Source organism: Actinosynnema sp. NPDC002837, assembly GCF_040295345.1.
In the GTDB taxonomy this organism is placed as follows: domain Bacteria; phylum Actinomycetota; class Actinomycetes; order Mycobacteriales; family Pseudonocardiaceae; genus Actinosynnema.
Window position 1 is genome coordinate 42,959 of sequence record NZ_JBEOVG010000034.1, and the last position, 15,395, is coordinate 58,353.

Sequence of the window (15,395 nt, forward strand, 5' to 3'; positions counted from 1 at the left end):
GGAAGCATGACGACAGTCCGCGAACCGGAGACCCACGTCGCCCGGATCGACGAGTTGGCCGCGTTGAAGGAGCTGACCAGGGCCGGCGAGGACCCGCGTGCCACCGAGCGGCAGCACGCCAAGGGCAAGCTGACCGCGCACGAGCGCATCGAGCTGTTGCTGGACAAGGGCAGCTTCACCGAGGTGGAGCCGCTGCGCAGGCACCGCGCCACCGGGTTCGGCCTGGAGGCCAAGCGCCCGCACGGAGACGGCGTGGTGGCCGGCTGGGGGAGCGTCGACGGCCGGCGGGTGTTCGTGTACGCGCACGACTTCCGCGCGTTCGGCGGCGCGCTGGGCGAGGCGCACGCGCAGAAGATCCACAAGGTGATGGACCTGGCCATCGCGGCGGGTGCGCCGCTGGTGTCGTTGAACGACGGCGCGGGGGCGCGCATCCAGGAGGGCGTGTCCGCGCTCGCCGGCTACGGCGGGATCTTCCAGCGCAACGTGCGCGCGTCCGGCGTGATCCCGCAGATCAGCGTGATGCTCGGGCCGTGCGCCGGAGGCGCCGCGTACTCGCCCGCGTTGACCGACTTCGCCTTCATGGTGCGCGGTGTCTCGCAGATGTTCATCACCGGGCCGGACGTGGTCCGCACCGTGACCGGCGAAGAGATCACGATGGAGGGGTTGGGCGGCGCGGAGGTGCACGGCGGGACGTCCGGGGTGGCGCACTTCGTCTACGACGACGAGGAGAGCTGCCTGGCCGACGTCCGGCTGCTGCTGTCCATGCTGCCCGCCAACAACCGCGAGCTGCCGCCCGTGGTGCGCGGTGACGACCCGGTGGACCGGCGCGGCGACGCGCTGCTCGACCTGGTGCCCGTGGACGGCGCGCGGTCCTACGACGTGCGCGACGTGATCGAGGAGGTCGTCGACGACGGGCACCACTTCGAGGTGCACGCGCTGTGGGCGCCGAACCTGGTGTGCACGTTCGCCCGGTTGGACGGGCAGCTGGTCGGGATCGTGGCCAGCCAGCCGGCCGCGCTCGCCGGGGTGCTGGACATCCGCGCGAGCGAGAAGGGCGCGCGGTTCGTCCAGTTCTGCGACTCGTTCAACATCCCGCTGCTCACGCTGGTGGACGTGCCCGGCTTCCTGCCGGGGGTCGACCAGGAGCACGACGGCATCATCCGGCGTGGCGCGAAGCTGCTGTACGCGTACTGCAACGCGACCGTGCCCCGGGTGTCCGTGGTGCTGCGCAAGGCTTACGGCGGCGCGTACATCGTGATGGACTCGCGGTCGATCGGCGCGGACGTCTCGTACGCCTGGCCCACCAACGAGATCGCGGTGATGGGGGCGGAGGCGGCGGCGGACGTCGTGTTCCGGCGCGAGATAGCCGCCTCCGCGGATCCCGCGCGCACCAGGCAGGAGAAGATCGACCAGTACCGCGGCGAACTGGTGCACCCGTTCTACGCGGCCGAGCGCGGCCTGGTGGACGACGTGATCGACCCGCGCCGGACGCGCGAGGTGCTGATCCGCACGTTCGCGATGCTGGAGACCAAAGACGCCGACCTGCCGCGCCGCAAGCACGGCAACCCACCGCAATGACGGCCCGGGACCGGCGGTCGGCGGCGGTGGGCGACCAGGGCCCGCGGTCGGCGGTGGCAAGCGACCGCGACCCGCATCCGGTGGTGGGTGGCCAAGACACGCGGCCCGAACTTCTGCTGCGCGTCGAGAAGGGCGATCCCGACCCGGTGGAGCTGGCGGCGTTGGCGGCGGTCCTGCGGCTGCGGGCGGCAGCGGCGGCGGTCGTGGAGGAAGAGGTGCCACGGCGGGCGGCCCGGTGGCGCAGGCCTGAGCGCGTCGCGGGCTTCGCGGGCGCGCGCACCTGGCGGAACTGACTTCAAGGAGACCGGTATGGACGTCGGCTTTCTCTTCGACCTGCGCAACCCCGCGCAGTGGCAACGGCCCTGGGCGGACCACTACGCGCGCAGCCTGGAGCTGTGCGAGGAGGCCGACCGGCTCGGCGCGAACGGCGTGTGGTTCACCGAGCACCACCTGTTCCCCGACGGCTACCTGCCCCAGCCGCTGACGTTCGCCGCCGCCGCGGCGGCGCGCACCCGCGACGTCCGCATCGGCACCGCCGTCACCCTGCCCGCACTGCGCCAACCCGCGCACCTGGCCGAGGAAGCGGCCGTCGTGGACCTCATCAGCGGCGGGCGGCTGGAGCTCGGCATGGGCGCCGGCTACCGCGTGCCCGAGTTCGAGCTGGTCGGCGCCGACCACGGCCGCCGGTTCGCCGAGACCGAACGCGTCATCCGCGAAGTACAGCGGCTGTGGCGCGAAGGCGGCGTCACGCCGCTGCCGATCCAGGACCCCGTGCCCATGTGGGGCGGCTTCTACGGCCCGCGCGGCGCGCGCATCGCGGGCCGGCTCGGCCTCGGGCTGCTGCACATCTCGCGCGACATCCTCCCGCACTACCGCGACGGGCTGGTCGAAGGCGGCCACGACCCGGCGTCGGCCCGGATGTCCGACCTGCTGCCCGTGCTGCTCGCCGACGACCCGGACGCGGCCTGGGCCAGGGTCGCGCCGCACCTCGCGCACCAGATGAACAGCTACCGGCAGCTCTCGGTCGAGGGCACGGACGCGCCGCCACCGCCGCTGATCGAGCCGAGCGACTTCCGCGACCGCCGCGAGGACGGCCCGTGGGGCGCGCTGGAGATCATGACCCCCGACGAGGCCGCCGCACGCATCCTCCGACGCGCCGAAGGGCTGCCGGTCGAGCACCTGATCTTCTGGGCCAGCGTCGGCGCGATGCCCGACGACCTGGTGGTCCGGCACCTGGAGCTGGCCAGTCGCGAGCTGGCGCCGCTGCTGGACAAGGCGCCCGCCCGTGCGTGAGGGCGGCGAGTGGGACCGCAAGGCGTGGGCGCTGCTGTTCGTCCTCTCGGGCAACATGCTGCTCGACGCCCTTGAGGTCGCCGTGGTGCTCCCGGCGCTGACTCCCCTCAGCGCCGGGTTCGCCATCACGACCCCGGACGCGCAGTGGGTGATGAGCGGCTTCGCGCTCGGGTTCGCGCTGCTGCTCGTGCCCGGTCCCCACCTGGCCGCCCGCCTCGGGCGCAAGGAGCTCTACCTGGGCGCGATGCTGCTGTTCGCGGTGGCGTCCGTGGTCGCGGGCCTCACCGACTCGCTGGGCGTGCTCGTCGCGACCCGCGTGGTCAAGGGCTTCTGCGCCGCGCTCACCGCGCCCGCCGGGCTGGCGATCATCGTCTCGGTGTTCGACGGCCCGGCACGGCGGCGCGCCGTCTCGGTCTACTCGCTCTTCGGCGCGGCGGGGTTCACCTCGGGCCTGCTGCTGTCCGGCGTGCTCAGCGCGAACGACTGGCACTGGACGTTCCTGTTCCCCGCGCCGGTCGCGCTGGTGCTGTTCGCCGCCGGGCTCGGGGTGATTCCCCGCGCGCCCGCCGCGCCGCCGCCGCCACTCGACAGAACGGTCCTGCGTGACGGCTCGCTGCTGCGCGCCGGGTTCGGCGCGGCCGTCCTGAACGGCACGTACATCGGGCTGTTGCTGCTGGTCACCACGCAGCTCGCGCACCTCCCGCCGTGGCGGCTCGCGCTCGCCCTGCTGCCCGCCAGCCTGCCGCTGGTCCTCGCCGCGCCGCACGGCGCGCGGCTCGTGCGCCGGTTCGGCACGGCCAGGCTGATCGCGGCGGGCGCGCTGTGCTCGGCCGCGGGCAACGCCCTCTACCTCGCGCGGCCGGACCCGGAGCCGTACGCGACCGCCGTGTTGCCGGTGCTGCTGCTGGTCGAAGCCGGGTTCGTGCTGTCGTTCGTCGCGCTGAACCTCCAGGCCACCGCGACCGTGCCGGCCGACCGACGTGCCGCCGCCGTGCCGGTCTACCAGACGTTCGTGCAGCTCGGCTCGGTCGTGTCGCTGCCGCTGGTCGCGCTGCTGCTCGCCACCGGCGGACCCCGTGCGGCGATGGCGCTGGTCACCGCGGCGGCGGTGGTCGGCGCCGCCGTCGCCCTCACCGGCCTCCGCACGACCACGACAGGAAAGGTCCCGTCATGACCGCAGAACCGCTCACCCTCCTCGTCGTCGTGGGCAGCGTCCGCGACGGCCGGTTCGCGCCGACCGCCGCGCGGTGGTTCGAGGGCGTCGCCCGCACCCACCCGGACTTCCGGGTCGAGCTGCTCGACCTGCTCGACTACCCGCTGCCGCTCGTCCTGCCCGAACCGGGCAGGCAACCGGACGCGGGCACCGCGAGGGTGCGCGACGCGCTGTCGGCCAAGCTCGCCGCCGCCGACGCGTTCGTCGTCGTCACGCCCGAGTACAACCACGCGCCGCCCGCCGCGCTGAAGAACGCGATCGACTGGTTCAACGCCGAGTGGAACGCGAAGCCGGTCGGGTTCGTGTCCTACGGCGGCGCGGGCGCGGGCCTGCGCGCGGTCGAGCACCTGCGGCACGTGTTCGCCGAGCTGCACGCCACGACCGTCCGCGAGTCCGTCAGCTTCACCAACGTGTGGGACCTCTTCGTCGACGGCGCGCCGCGCGACGCGGCGGGCAGCGAGGCGGCGGCGAAGGTGATGCTCGACCGGCTCGCCTGGTGGGGCTCGGCACTGCGCGCGGCGCGGGCCGCGCGCCCGTACTGAAGGGGGAGCGCGTGACCACCGTGCACGACCGGCCGTTCCGCTTCGGCGTCGGCCTCTTCACGCCCGTCGAGCGGTCCGAGTGGGTCGCCAGGGCCAGGCTCGCCGAGCAGTTGGGCTACGACGTGGTGCAGGTGTCCGACCACCTCGGGATGCCCGCGCCGCTGCCGACCCTGCTGCTCGTCGCCGAGGCCACCGAACGCGTCCGCGTCGGGACGCTCGTGCTGAACACGACGTTCTACGAGCCGGCCGTGCTCGCCCGCGACGTCGAGACGATCGACCGCTACTCGGGTGGCCGGGTCGAGGTCGGCCTCGGCGCGGGCTACGAGCGCGGCCAGTTCGACGCGGCGGGGTTGCCCTGGACGCCCGCCGCCGAACGGGTCGCGCACCTGGAGCGCACGGTCGACCGGCTCAAGGAGTCGGCCTCGGCGCCCGTCATGGTCGCCGGCCGCGGCGACCGGGTGCTGCGGCTGGCCGCCGAACGCGCCGACGTCATCGCGTTCACCGGGACCACCCGCGTCCGCGACGGCGAGGGCCTCAAGCTGGGCTCCGTCGGCGAGTTGGCCGATCGCGTGGAATTCGTGCACGCGCACCTCGGCGACCGCGTGCACGACGTCGAACTCAACATTCCCGTTCACCGCGTATTGCTGCCCGGCTCCGAACGCGTGATCGCCGATGTGTGGCAGAATGATCTGGACCTCACGGCCGACCAGCTCGTCGAGTTGCCGTCAATCCTGGTCGGCACACCCGAAGAATGCGTGGAGCAACTGCACGAGGCGCGCAAGCGATTCGGCATCTCCTACTTCAGCGTCCTCGAACCCGAGATGATGTCGTTCTCCCGGGTCATCGAGGCGATGCGTTGAGCGCGCATCACACCAGTTCAACGATAAACGAGATCCAGGGAGCACGGTTTGAAGAGGACATTCGTGATCACGGGCGCCACCGACGGCATCGGCGCGGCCGTGGCGCGGGCGCTGTTCACCCGGGGGGACCACGTCGTCGCGCTCGGCACGAACCCCCGCAAGGGCGAAGCGCTGGCCGGTGAGGCGGAACGCGCCCCCGGCTCCCTGGAGTTCGTCCGGGCCGACCTGAGCCTGGTGTCGACCAACCGGCGCGTCGTCGACGAGATCCTGGACGCGAACCCCGCCATCGACGGCCTGGTGCTGTGCGCGCGCTTCTTCCGCACGTACCGGCGGGAGACGGCGGAGGGCTTCGAGGACAACTTCGCCCTGTTCTACCTGAGCAGGCTGCTGTTCAGCTACGGGCTGCGACCCGCGCTGGAGAAGACCGAGCGGCCGGTGATCGTCAACGTGGCGGGCCCCGGCCACGACACCCCGGTGGCGTGGGACGACCTGCAGAGCACCCGCCGCTACGACGGCGTCAACGCCATGTTCATGACCGGGCGGCTGGACGACCTGCTCGGCGTGACCTTCGCCGAGCGGCACGGCGACGGGCCGGTGCGCTACGTCCTGTTCCACCCCGGCACCACGTCGACCGGTTTCGTGGGCGAGTTCGACCCGCCGACCGCGATGTACATCGAGCAGCAGAAGGCGGTGGCGAAACCGGCCACCGCCGTCGTGCCGCCGATCGTGCGGCTGCTGGACGACCCGCCGGCCGAACCGCTCACCGCGTTCAACCTCTACAGCCAGATGAGCGTGCGCACCGGGCTGTTCTCGCCGAAGGACGCGGCACGGCTCGCCGAGTTGACCGACGAGCTGTTGGCGCGCGTCGACGGATAACTGCGGAAACGACCCCTGGACGGGTAATCGAGGATCACTCGTCCAGGGGTCGTCGGTGAATAAAGGTCACGAGGAGTATTCGTGGATTTGGGGCTGACCGGCAAACGGGCGCTGGTGACGGGGTCGAGTTCCGGCATCGGCGCGGCGGTGGCCGACGTGCTGGCCGCCGAGGGCGCGGACGTCGTGGTCCACGGCCGCGACCGGGACAAGCTGGAGGTGGTCGCGGAGAAGGTGCGCGGCCACGGCCACCGGGTGGACCTCGCGCTGGGCGACCTGGCGACCGACGAGGGCGCGGCCGGAGTGGTCCGCGCGGCGGGCGCGGGCGGACCGGTCGACATCCTGGTCAACAACGCGGGCGGCACGGACCTCGTGCCGTGGTTCGACGCGGAGCCGGACCTGTGGGCCGCCGCCTACCAGGTGAACGTGGTGTCCGCGGTGCGGATGATCCGCGCGTTCGTGCCCGCCATGCGGGAACGCGGGTGGGGTCGCGTGATCCAGGTCGGCGGCGGCCTGGCCACCCAGCCGATCGCGATGCAGCCGCAGTACTCGGCGGCGCTCGCGGCCCGGCACAACCTCGCGGTGTCGCTGGCCCGCGAGCTGAAGGGCACCGGCGTGACGTCGAACGTCGTGTCACCGGGGCCGATCATGGTCGAGTACATGCGCGACTGGCTGGCGCGCGTGGGCCCGGAGCGCGGCTGGGGCACGGAGCTGCCGGAGATCGAACGGCGCGCGGCGGCGGAGTGGGTGGCCAACGACGTCGGCCGCTACGGCACGCCCGAGGAGGTGGCCGCGGCCGTCGGCTACCTGGCGAGCCGGCAGGCGGACTACGTCACCGGATCGGTGTTGCGGGTGGACGGCGGGTTCGTGGCGGCGGTGTCGTGACGGTGCGGGGACGGGTGTGGTTGAGGTCGATCGACGACATGACAGGAGTCCGGTGATGGACGGCGCACAATTCGCGGCCGACGACGGCACCGCGCCCGTGCTGCCCGCCGCGGCCCGCGGCGACGCTCGCCAACTGGTGTTCCACCTCGCGGCGGTGAAGTGGTCGATCGGCACGATCCGCGCCCTGGTCGAGCTCGGCGTACCGGACCTGCTGGCCGACGGCCCCGGCACGGCGGCGGAACTGGCCGCGTTGGCGGGCGTGGACGCGTCACGCCTGCGCCGCGTGCTCGCCGCCGCCGCGACCGCGGGCGTGCTGGCCGAGGACGGCGCGGGCCGGTTCTCGCTCACCCCCGCCTCCGACGGCCTGCGCACCGGCGGGCCCGGCGGTTTCCGGGACGTGCTGCTGTTCCTCACCGACCCGATGATGTGGCGGCCCTACGAGGACGTGGCGCACGCGGTGCGGACCGGCGAACCGGCGTTCGACCACCTGTTCGGCGAGCCGTTCTACCAGCACCTGCGGGGCGATCCCGCGGCCTCGGACCTGTTCGACCGGGCCATGGTGCGCAACGACGGCCCCGAGACCTTCGAGCTGTTCGACGACCTGCGCTCGCGCCGGCACCTCCGGATCGCCGACGTCGGCGGCGGTCGCGGCAGCTTCCTGGCCGAGTTGCTGCGCCGCCACCCCGGCGTGAGGGGCGCGGTGTGCGACCACCCGCTCGCGATCGCCGGCGCGGCCGACGAATTCGCCCGCCGCGGCGTCACGGACCGGGCCGAGGCGATCGCGACCGATTTCTTCGAGAAGGTGCCACGGGGGTTCGACGCCTATCTGATCAAGCGCTCGCTGCAGAATTGGGACGACCTGGACGCGGTGCGCGTGCTGGCCCGGGTCAGGGAGGCCATCGGCGACGATCGTGACGCTCGGTTGTGGATTGTGAACCACCTTCTCACCCGTTCAGGTGTACCTGACCTCGGTAAGCTTTCGGATATCGAGATGATGGCTATTCTGGGTGGCCGCGAAAGGGGTTGGGGGGACTGGACCCGCCTGGGGGCAGAAGCGGGTTTCGCGCCGGTCGGAGAACCGGGCGCCGGGCGCGTCACGTTGTTGACGTTCCGCCCGATCTGAGCGCACAGGTCTGAGCACGCATCGGCCCGCAGCGTCGCGGACCGCGAATCCCACGGCTGGGGCGGGGGAGCGCTGTCGACCGCGGCGGTCACGGGTGGCGAGGCCACCGACCGGCGGGCGCCGCGGCGCGCTCACACCCCTCGTGGTGCACGCTTCCCCTCGGTGGCGCCGCCGCACGCCGACGGGATCGCAGAGGCGAAACGACAACGCCGTGCCCGTCGCCGTCGCGCGCGGGCACGCGGATCTTGGGGGTGTGTGTGGAGCACGACGTCGATCGGTCCACCGGCACGGGTCGTCGCGTCCCGGTGGAGTGGCGGCTGCCCGAGAACCTCGGCCCGGACGGGCTGACCCTGGAGGGGGTGCGGCGGACCAGGGCCGAGCTGGTGGAGCGCGGGCGGTGGGGTGAGGCCGACCAGGTGGTGCGGGAGGTGATCGACCTGCTCGCCAGCGGCCCGGCCGGGGTGCGCGGCCCCCAGCTGGGCGGCCTGGTGTACGTGCCGGGCGGACCGGCGCCGGACGACGCGCACTGCGCCGGGTTGGACGCGGCGGGCGTGCCGGAGGAGCAGCGGCTCGCCGCGCGGGCCGTGCAGCTGGCCAACCGGGGCGTGGACCGGGTCGGGACGGTCGCCACCGCCGAGCAGCTGCTGGCGCTGCCCGGCGGGCGCGAGACCGGGGCGTTCTGGTGCGGGATCCTGGTGCTGGCCTACGCCGACGAGCTGGACACCGCGATGGACCTCAGCGTCCGCGCGATGCGCAGCCCGGACGTCATCGACTTCGGCGAGGCGCGTGGCGTGGTGGCGCTGCTGGTGGCCCGGCTGATGTGGTTGGGCGGCGATCCCGGCGGCGCGGCCAAGGTGCTCGCCGGGTCGCTGCGGCGCGACGTGTGCCGGCAGATCCGCAGTGTGGCCGTGGCGTGGCTGGTGTCCGCGCTGGTCGACCTCGGCGAGCTGAACCGCGCGCACGACCTGCTGCTGGAGCACGGGTTCAGCGGCCCGCTGGCGGGCGTGCAGGACCGCGCGGAGCTGTTCATGGCGCGGGGCGCGCTGCGGTTCGCGCTCGGGCAGTACGACCGGGCGCTGGAGGACTTCCTGGACTGCGGGCGCGACCTGACCGCGTGGGGCGTGACGAACCCGGCCGTGGCCCCGTGGCGGTCGCGGGCGGCGGTGTGCGCGAACGCGATCGGCCGCACCGACCTGGCGCAGGCTTTGGTGTCGAAGGAGATGGCGGCGGCCCGCCGCTGGCGCACCCCGCGTTCGGTCGGCCTGGCCTCGCACGCCGCGGCGCTGGTCGCGGGAGGCGAACCCGCGTCCCTGCGCGAGGTGGTCGCGGTCCTGGACGGCACGGACGCGGTCGGCGACTCGCTGCACGCCCGGTACGACCTCGCGCTCGCGCTGGGTACGCGCGAGCTGCACGGCGAGGCGCGCAAGACGCTGGAAGCGGTGCGGGACACCGCCCGCCGCCGGGGTTACGCGATGTGGTCCGCGCGGGCGGAGGAGGCGCTGGCCAGGATGACCGCCCTGGACCGCGCCGGCGGGCTCACCAGGCAGGAGCGCAAGATCGGCGAACTGGCCCGGACCGGCCGCAGCAACCGCCAGATCGCCGAGGAGCAGTACCTGACCGTGCGCACGGTCGAGTTCCACCTGTCCCGCGTCTACCGGAAGCTGGGCCTGGCCGGCCGGCGTGACCTCAAGGCCATCCTCACGCCGCTGTCCTGAGCCGACCGGGCCCTCAGGCCGCCGGGTGGCCCGGTGGTGCTCCCGCGGTGAGCACCGAGTCGACCGGCAGGCGCCGCGACGGCGTGGCCGGGCCGGTGGTGCGGGTGAGGCGGGAGAGCAGGGTCAGCGGGCCGTCCGGTTTCGGGGCCACCCGGTGGAAACGGGTGCGCAACTCGTGCAGCTCGGCGGTCTCGGCGGCGTCGAGGATCGTCGCCGCCGGGCCGCCCAGCAGGTCGAACAGGTAGATCGCGGTGGTCATCGGGTGCGGTCCGAGGCCGAGTTGCTCGGCACGCAGCCAGGTCCGCTGCATCGCGCGGCCACCCGCGAGCCAGCACTCCGGGGCGTCGTCGGGGACCGACAACAGTGCCACCGCGGACGCGCCGGCCACCGCGTCCCGCGCGGCTTGCGCGAGGCGGTCGCCACCGCCGAGCTGCCGGAGGCGGGCGGCGACCTCCGGTCGGGCGACGAGCCGGAGGACCTCCTCGGCCCCGGCCGGCAACGCCAGCGTGGCGACGTCGATCCCGTCGCGGGCCTCGTCGGGCCCGAACCGCAGTTCGCCGAACAGCTCCGCGTGGAGGTGGGGGTTCAGGAACCGGATCCGGTCGCACGCGCCGATGATCAGGCCGAGCTCCTCCAGGTCGGCCGGACGACGGCACAGGTCCAGCCGTGCGCCGTGGTGCGTCGCGGCGGCCGTGAGCGAGGCGACTTCGGCCGCGGTCAGGGGTGACCGCGTTCCGGGGGCGCGGTGCGTGCGGCGGTGCCGCAACGCGGTCAGCAGGCCGTCCGGGGCCGACGCGCCGGGCCGGGTGGTGATCGCGGCGACGACGTCGCCGAACGGGAACGGTTCGACGACGGTGTCGAGGCCGCGGTCCGCGGCGGCGATGACCACGTTCTCCACCGCCGCGCCCAGGGCCAGGAGCGCCGTGCGGGAGTGCGGGTCCATGAGGTTGCGGCCCCGGTCGCGGTCGTGCGCCACCCAGAGCCGGTCGTCGGCCCAGTAGAAGTGCCACGGCTGGGCGTTCCCGGCCGACGGCGCGAGGACCGCGTGCTCCACCAGGTGCCGCACCAGGTCCGGCACGGGCGTGCGCACCGATTCGGTGCGCGGGTGCGCTTCCGGTTCGGCGGACCGCGCCGTCACGTCGGTCACGGGCTCGCGGACGGCGGTGTCGAGGTCCAGGTACCGGCGGCCGGACGGCATCGCCTCGCCGAGGGCCAGGTTGCGGATCGCCGCGGTCATGCTCGCGCCGCCCAGCGTCACGTCGGAGGCCAACTGCGGCCAGGCGGAGACCGTGGACCCCAGCTCCACGAAGGACGCCGCCAGGTTCGCCGAGATCCGCTGACCGTCGACCAGGCGCAGGACGACGGCCGCCTCGCCACCGGCGTCGGCGAGGTCCGCGGTGTCACCGGTGAGCCCGTGGAACAGCGGGCGCGCCGGTTCGAGGTCGAAGCGCTCCACGTCGAGCATCCCCCGGTCGCTGGTCTCCATCAGCACCGGCAGGCCGTGCGCGCGCGCCCGTTGGCGCACCAGGAACTTCACGCTCAGCGAGTCGCACTCCTCGACCACCGCGTCGAGCGGCGGCCCCAGGTCCGGTCCGCCGAGCAGGAACTCCTCGACGTTCTCCGGACCGATGCCGTCCATCACGGACAGCCCGAGGTACGGGTCGAACTCGGCGATCTGCCGCGCGGCGAGCACGGTCTTCGCCCGCCCGATGTCGTGCACGCCCGCCCGGACCCGGTTCAGGTTGGACAGGTCGAGCGTGTCGTGGTCGGCGAGCCGCAGGTGCCCCACGGCGCCTTCGAGCGCGAGGGTGAGCGCGATGGCGTTGCCCACGGACAGGCCGACGACGCCCACGGTGAACTCGGCGAGTCGCGCCAGCTCGTGCGGTGCGAGCTTGGGCCGGTTGCGGTCCAGGCGCAGCTCGCGGAACTCCGCGGGCGGCAGCAGCCGCACGAGCCGCCCCGACCACGGGTAGTGGACCCACCGGCCGTACTCGGACAGCGGCGTGCCGGCCAGGACCTCGGCCACGTCGGCGGCGCGGTCGCCCGGCCGACGGGCCTCCGCCAGGTCGCGCAGCTGAGCCCGCAGGGTGTCGCTGGTCTCCCACACCCGCCCGGACGCGATGAGCCCGTCGAGCCGTCGACGGTCCTCGGCGTCGGCCGGGTCGAAGACGTCGGGGCGCCACGACGTCGCCGTCATCGCCCCGCACCGCGGTGGTCGAACCAGCAGAGCGTGCTGCGGAACCGGCCGTCGGGGAAGGGCAGGTCGCGGAACCGCTCGTCCGGCACGAACCCGACCCGGACGCCCACGCCGACGCTGAACTGGTTGGCCAACGTGACCGTCCACCGACCACTGCCCGCCCCGGCCGCCCGCAGCGCCGCTCCGGCGAGCGCGGTGCCGACCCCCGTGCCCTGGTGCCCCGGCCGGATCCAGCACCCGCCGATCTCGTTCACGCCCTCCGGCCCGCGTTCGGCGATGGCGGCGGCGAGGTGCGGCGACCCGGTCTCCGCCGGGATCACCGTGCGGGCGCGCAGCAGGATGCCGCCGACGACCTCGTCGGCCGCGGCGGCCAGCACGACCGCCGTCACGTCCGCGGGCACCTCCGGCCCCGGGACCAGGTCGGCCGCGCCGATGCCGGAGTACACCTCGGACAGGCCGCGCTGGTAGGTCCGCCACGCGGCCGCGTCCCGGCCGGGGTCCGCGGTGCGGAGCTCCACGGCGTCCGCGAGGTGCTCGGGCACTCGGTCGGCGGCCATGATCGTCGGGTCCTCTCCTCGGGGGTGGCGTCACCAGAGTGCGTGCCGCGAGGCGTGTACCCGGCCGGGGAGGCATGAACCTGCCGTTCGCCCGATCGCCTGACACCGACCTTCCAGGGCGTGCCGGGAGAGCGGTGGCGCGGCGTCGGGTGTTCACCGGACACCGCGGCCGCTCCCGCGTTCGTACGCTCGTGCCATGAGAGCAAGGGGTCTGCGTTACGGGGCGGCCGGGCTGGTCGCCGCCGCGCTGGGTGCGGTCGTGGTCGTGTCGGCCGCTCCGGCGTCCGCGGCGGTGGCGGCGCTGTGCACCACGACGTCCGAGGTCGTGCGGTCGGGTCGCACGCTCATGGTGCCGACGGTCAAGGGCAGCACCACGTGCACGATCGGTCGCGACTACGCGGCGAACACGTCGGTGGTGTCCCGGTTCCAGTCGATGATGAGTCGGTGCTACCCCGACCTCGACCTGGCGTGGCCCTACTCGGACGAGAAGGTGGGGGACCTGTCCAACGACGGCAGCTTCGGGCCGCGCACCGAAGCCGCGCTGAAAGCCGTCCAGAGGGCCATCGGCACCGCCGACGACGGCATCTACGGCCCGAACACCAGGGACCGCATGAAGTTCCCGAAGCCGGCCACGGACACGTGCTACCAGTACTGATCGAGAGCCGTTGAGCCCTGGGCCTGCCCCGGTACCTCGCGTAGTAGTCGGCCTCCGAACGTTCGCCGCACCCGGCCGCGACCAAGGCGACCAGCCCGCACCGCGATCGACCTCCGCACGTCCCCCACGCGGTCCAGGGTGACACCTGTGACCGCGCCGGCCGTCGAACGGCGGCGACCGGTCGGTGCCGGTCGCCGCCGTGAGCGGACGTGGGGGTCAGAGCTTGCCCGCGCCGGAGCCCGCCGTGACGGAGGACTTCACCGTGCCGACGGCGTCGGCGGTGTAGCGGTACGGGATGGCGGCCACCGTGCCGTTGACCTCGCACGGGCCGGAGTTGGTCAGGGAGTTGTCGCGGGCGACCAGGCGCCCGGGGTCGGAGTCCGCGTAACCGCTCGCCGACCAGCACGCCTGCTGCACGTTCTCGAAGACGTTGCCCTCCACGAGGAGGCCGGCGTCCATGAGCGAGGCGATGGCGTACGAGGCGGAGTTGTTGTTGACGTTGGTGTAGTAGTTGTTGAACACGTGGACCGTCTCGCCGAACCGCACCCGCGGGCTGCGCTCGAAGGTGCGGTCGAACCAGTTGTGGTGGTAGGTGACCCGCAGGTGGCCGCGGTCCTCGCCGCCGTTGCCGTCGGAGTGGCCGACGAGCGAGGTCTTCCAGTGGTTGCGGATGACGTTCCACGACACGGTGATGTAGTCCGCGGCGTGGGTGATGTCCAGCATCCCGTCGTAGTAGTCGGGGTCGTCCTCGATGGTGCTGGACATGGTGTTGTGGTCGATCCAGATGTGCGTGGCGCTCTCGATCTGGATCGCGTCGCCGCCGACCTTGCCGCGGATGTTCAGGTTCTGGATGATCACGTTGGCCGGGCTCAGGTCCTCGATGTTGAGGGTGGTCCCGGAGATGCCCGAACTCGAGCCGACGCCCCGGATCGTCTTGTTCGCGCTGATCTCGACGGTGCCCGTGCCGCTGAGCATGCCGTTGACCAGGATGGTCTTGGCGCCCGAGGACTGCGCCTGCGTGCGGAAGTCGGCGAACGTGCTCACGGTGACCGTGGAACCGCCCGCGCCACCGGTGGTGCCGCCGGCTTGCGCGGCCCAGCCGACGAGCCCGCCGGGTGGCTGCGGCTGCGGGTCGCCGCCGGTCTCGACGTCGAGGTGGTCGACGTTGGGCAGGCCGCTGGAGCTGGTCGGGTTCAGCCGGATCGTGTTGCTGCCCGCGTTCAGCGGCACGCTGACCGTCTTCGTGGCCCACGTCGACCAGGCGCCGGTGCCCTCGAACGACGGCGACTGGACCGTCGACCCGTTCACGAGCAGGGTGGCGGGCCGGACCGTGGTGGTCCCGTTGGCGAACCGGACGCCCACCGCCGCCGTGCCCGCCGCCGCGGCGGTGACGGTGAACTGGAGGTAGCCGCTGGTGGAGTTGGCGCCGTTGCAGAAGCCGCTGCCGGTGTACCCGGTCCAGTCGGTGTCGATGGAGCCGGAGCAGACCGCCGGTGAGCTCTCCGCCTCGTACCGCGTGGGCGCGGCCTGCGCGGTGGACGACGCCACCGCGACCAGCACGCCGGCTAACAGGCCGACGCAGGCAATCATGGGTTTCACGCGCATAATACGTCTCCGTGGCGTAGGGAATACCGATTCCGACGCAGTGGAAGACACGATGCCCCCTGGTGCTTCATTGCGCCGTAGGACGGGAAATCGCTTTCCATCGGATGCTAGGAGGTTCCGAACGGCAGGTCAACGGGGCTGCGGTGGAAATGCGGTCCGGTCACGCTTGTGAACAGAATCGGCTCCCGTCGGTCATACTCGTGAACCGGCGGCGTGCATTTGCGCGATCGACGGACAGAGATGTGAATTCCGGGCGGACGCGCGGGCGGCGCGGACAGGGGTTGCGCCCGGCGAGACGG

At 73.1% G+C, this 15,395-nt stretch carries 14 protein-coding genes; 11 read left to right on the plus strand and 3 right to left on the minus strand.

Features of this window, described 5'->3' with window-relative positions; genetic code table 11:
- Positions 1-6: 6 nt before the first annotated feature.
- The 10 genes from ABTZ99_RS22990 (at position 7) to ABTZ99_RS23035 (ending at position 10,082) form a co-directional block, all read left to right on the plus strand.
- Positions 7-1,578 carry an acyl-CoA carboxylase subunit beta gene (locus ABTZ99_RS22990; protein ID WP_498781839.1) on the plus strand — a complete coding sequence of 524 codons (1,572 nt, stop codon included), beginning with the start codon at positions 7-9 and terminating at the stop codon, positions 1,576-1,578.
- Positions 1,575-1,871 carry an acyl-CoA carboxylase epsilon subunit gene (locus tag ABTZ99_RS22995; RefSeq protein WP_499613771.1) on the plus strand — a complete coding sequence of 99 codons (297 nt, stop codon included), beginning with the start codon at positions 1,575-1,577 and terminating at the stop codon, positions 1,869-1,871. The genes ABTZ99_RS22990 and ABTZ99_RS22995 overlap by 4 nt, the downstream gene beginning before the upstream one ends.
- Before the next feature lie 16 nt (positions 1,872-1,887).
- Complete coding sequence (locus ABTZ99_RS23000; RefSeq protein WP_498781843.1) at positions 1,888-2,871, plus strand: LLM class flavin-dependent oxidoreductase; 984 nt, start codon at positions 1,888-1,890, stop codon at positions 2,869-2,871.
- Positions 2,864-4,045, plus strand: a complete 1,182-nt coding sequence (locus ABTZ99_RS23005; protein WP_499613776.1) for an MFS transporter — start codon at positions 2,864-2,866, stop codon at positions 4,043-4,045. Before ABTZ99_RS23000 ends, ABTZ99_RS23005 begins: the two co-directional genes overlap by 8 nt.
- The gene (locus tag ABTZ99_RS23010; RefSeq protein WP_499613779.1) at positions 4,042-4,626 is read left to right on the plus strand and encodes an NADPH-dependent FMN reductase; all 585 of its coding nucleotides are present in this window, start codon (positions 4,042-4,044) and stop codon (positions 4,624-4,626) included. The genes ABTZ99_RS23005 and ABTZ99_RS23010 overlap by 4 nt, the downstream gene beginning before the upstream one ends.
- A gap of 11 nt (positions 4,627-4,637) precedes the next feature.
- On the plus strand, positions 4,638-5,486 hold the full coding sequence (locus ABTZ99_RS23015) for a TIGR03621 family F420-dependent LLM class oxidoreductase (protein WP_498781849.1): 849 nt from the start codon (positions 4,638-4,640) through the stop codon (positions 5,484-5,486).
- Positions 5,487-5,534: 48 nt separating this feature from the next.
- Positions 5,535-6,362: an SDR family NAD(P)-dependent oxidoreductase gene (locus tag ABTZ99_RS23020; RefSeq protein WP_499613782.1), complete on the plus strand. Its 828-nt coding sequence runs from the start codon at positions 5,535-5,537 to the stop codon at positions 6,360-6,362.
- 81 nt (positions 6,363-6,443) lie between these two features.
- Positions 6,444-7,244 carry an SDR family NAD(P)-dependent oxidoreductase gene (locus ABTZ99_RS23025; RefSeq protein ID WP_499613785.1) on the plus strand — a complete coding sequence of 267 codons (801 nt, stop codon included), beginning with the start codon at positions 6,444-6,446 and terminating at the stop codon, positions 7,242-7,244.
- Between the two features lie 55 nt (positions 7,245-7,299).
- Positions 7,300-8,367: a methyltransferase gene (locus ABTZ99_RS23030; RefSeq protein ID WP_499613787.1), complete on the plus strand. Its 1,068-nt coding sequence runs from the start codon at positions 7,300-7,302 to the stop codon at positions 8,365-8,367.
- Between the two features lie 257 nt (positions 8,368-8,624).
- Complete coding sequence (locus tag ABTZ99_RS23035) at positions 8,625-10,082, plus strand: LuxR C-terminal-related transcriptional regulator (RefSeq protein ID WP_498781857.1); 1,458 nt, start codon at positions 8,625-8,627, stop codon at positions 10,080-10,082.
- A gap of 13 nt (positions 10,083-10,095) precedes the next feature.
- Here ABTZ99_RS23035 and ABTZ99_RS23040 read toward each other — a convergent pair whose 3' ends face one another.
- The gene (locus ABTZ99_RS23040; RefSeq protein WP_499613789.1) at positions 10,096-12,279 is read right to left on the minus strand and encodes an Rv1355c family protein; all 2,184 of its coding nucleotides are present in this window, start codon (positions 12,277-12,279) and stop codon (positions 10,096-10,098) included.
- On the minus strand, positions 12,276-12,836 hold the full coding sequence (locus tag ABTZ99_RS23045; RefSeq protein ID WP_498781861.1) for a GNAT family N-acetyltransferase: 561 nt from the start codon (positions 12,834-12,836) through the stop codon (positions 12,276-12,278). The genes ABTZ99_RS23040 and ABTZ99_RS23045 overlap by 4 nt, the downstream gene beginning before the upstream one ends.
- A 196-nt stretch (positions 12,837-13,032) precedes the next feature.
- Here ABTZ99_RS23045 and ABTZ99_RS23050 point away from each other — a divergent pair, with 196 nt between their 5' ends.
- Positions 13,033-13,491, plus strand: a complete 459-nt coding sequence (locus ABTZ99_RS23050) for a peptidoglycan-binding domain-containing protein (RefSeq protein WP_498781863.1) — start codon at positions 13,033-13,035, stop codon at positions 13,489-13,491.
- 216 nt (positions 13,492-13,707) lie between these two features.
- Here ABTZ99_RS23050 and ABTZ99_RS23055 read toward each other — a convergent pair whose 3' ends face one another.
- On the minus strand, positions 13,708-15,081 hold the full coding sequence (locus ABTZ99_RS23055; protein WP_499613818.1) for a pectate lyase family protein: 1,374 nt from the start codon (positions 15,079-15,081) through the stop codon (positions 13,708-13,710).
- Positions 15,082-15,395 lie beyond the last annotated feature (314 nt).

Excerpts from the sequence above, each read along its gene's own strand:
- ABTZ99_RS23040 (WP_499613789.1), bottom strand. The coding sequence starts at position 12,279 with ATGACGGCGACGTCGTGGCGCCCCGACGTCTTCGACCCGGCCGACGCC.
- ABTZ99_RS23000 (WP_498781843.1), top strand. The coding sequence starts at position 1,888 with ATGGACGTCGGCTTTCTCTTCGACCTGCGCAACCCCGCGCAGTGGCAA.
- ABTZ99_RS23055 (WP_499613818.1), bottom strand. The coding sequence starts at position 15,081 with ATGATTGCCTGCGTCGGCCTGTTAGCCGGCGTGCTGGTCGCGGTGGCG.
- ABTZ99_RS23010 (WP_499613779.1), top strand. The coding sequence starts at position 4,042 with ATGACCGCAGAACCGCTCACCCTCCTCGTCGTCGTGGGCAGCGTCCGC.
- ABTZ99_RS23030 (WP_499613787.1), top strand. The coding sequence starts at position 7,300 with ATGGACGGCGCACAATTCGCGGCCGACGACGGCACCGCGCCCGTGCTG.
- ABTZ99_RS23045 (WP_498781861.1), bottom strand. The coding sequence starts at position 12,836 with ATGGCCGCCGACCGAGTGCCCGAGCACCTCGCGGACGCCGTGGAGCTC.
- ABTZ99_RS22995 (WP_499613771.1), top strand. The coding sequence starts at position 1,575 with ATGACGGCCCGGGACCGGCGGTCGGCGGCGGTGGGCGACCAGGGCCCG.
- ABTZ99_RS23050 (WP_498781863.1), top strand. The coding sequence starts at position 13,033 with ATGAGAGCAAGGGGTCTGCGTTACGGGGCGGCCGGGCTGGTCGCCGCC.
- ABTZ99_RS22990 (WP_498781839.1), top strand. The coding sequence starts at position 7 with ATGACGACAGTCCGCGAACCGGAGACCCACGTCGCCCGGATCGACGAG.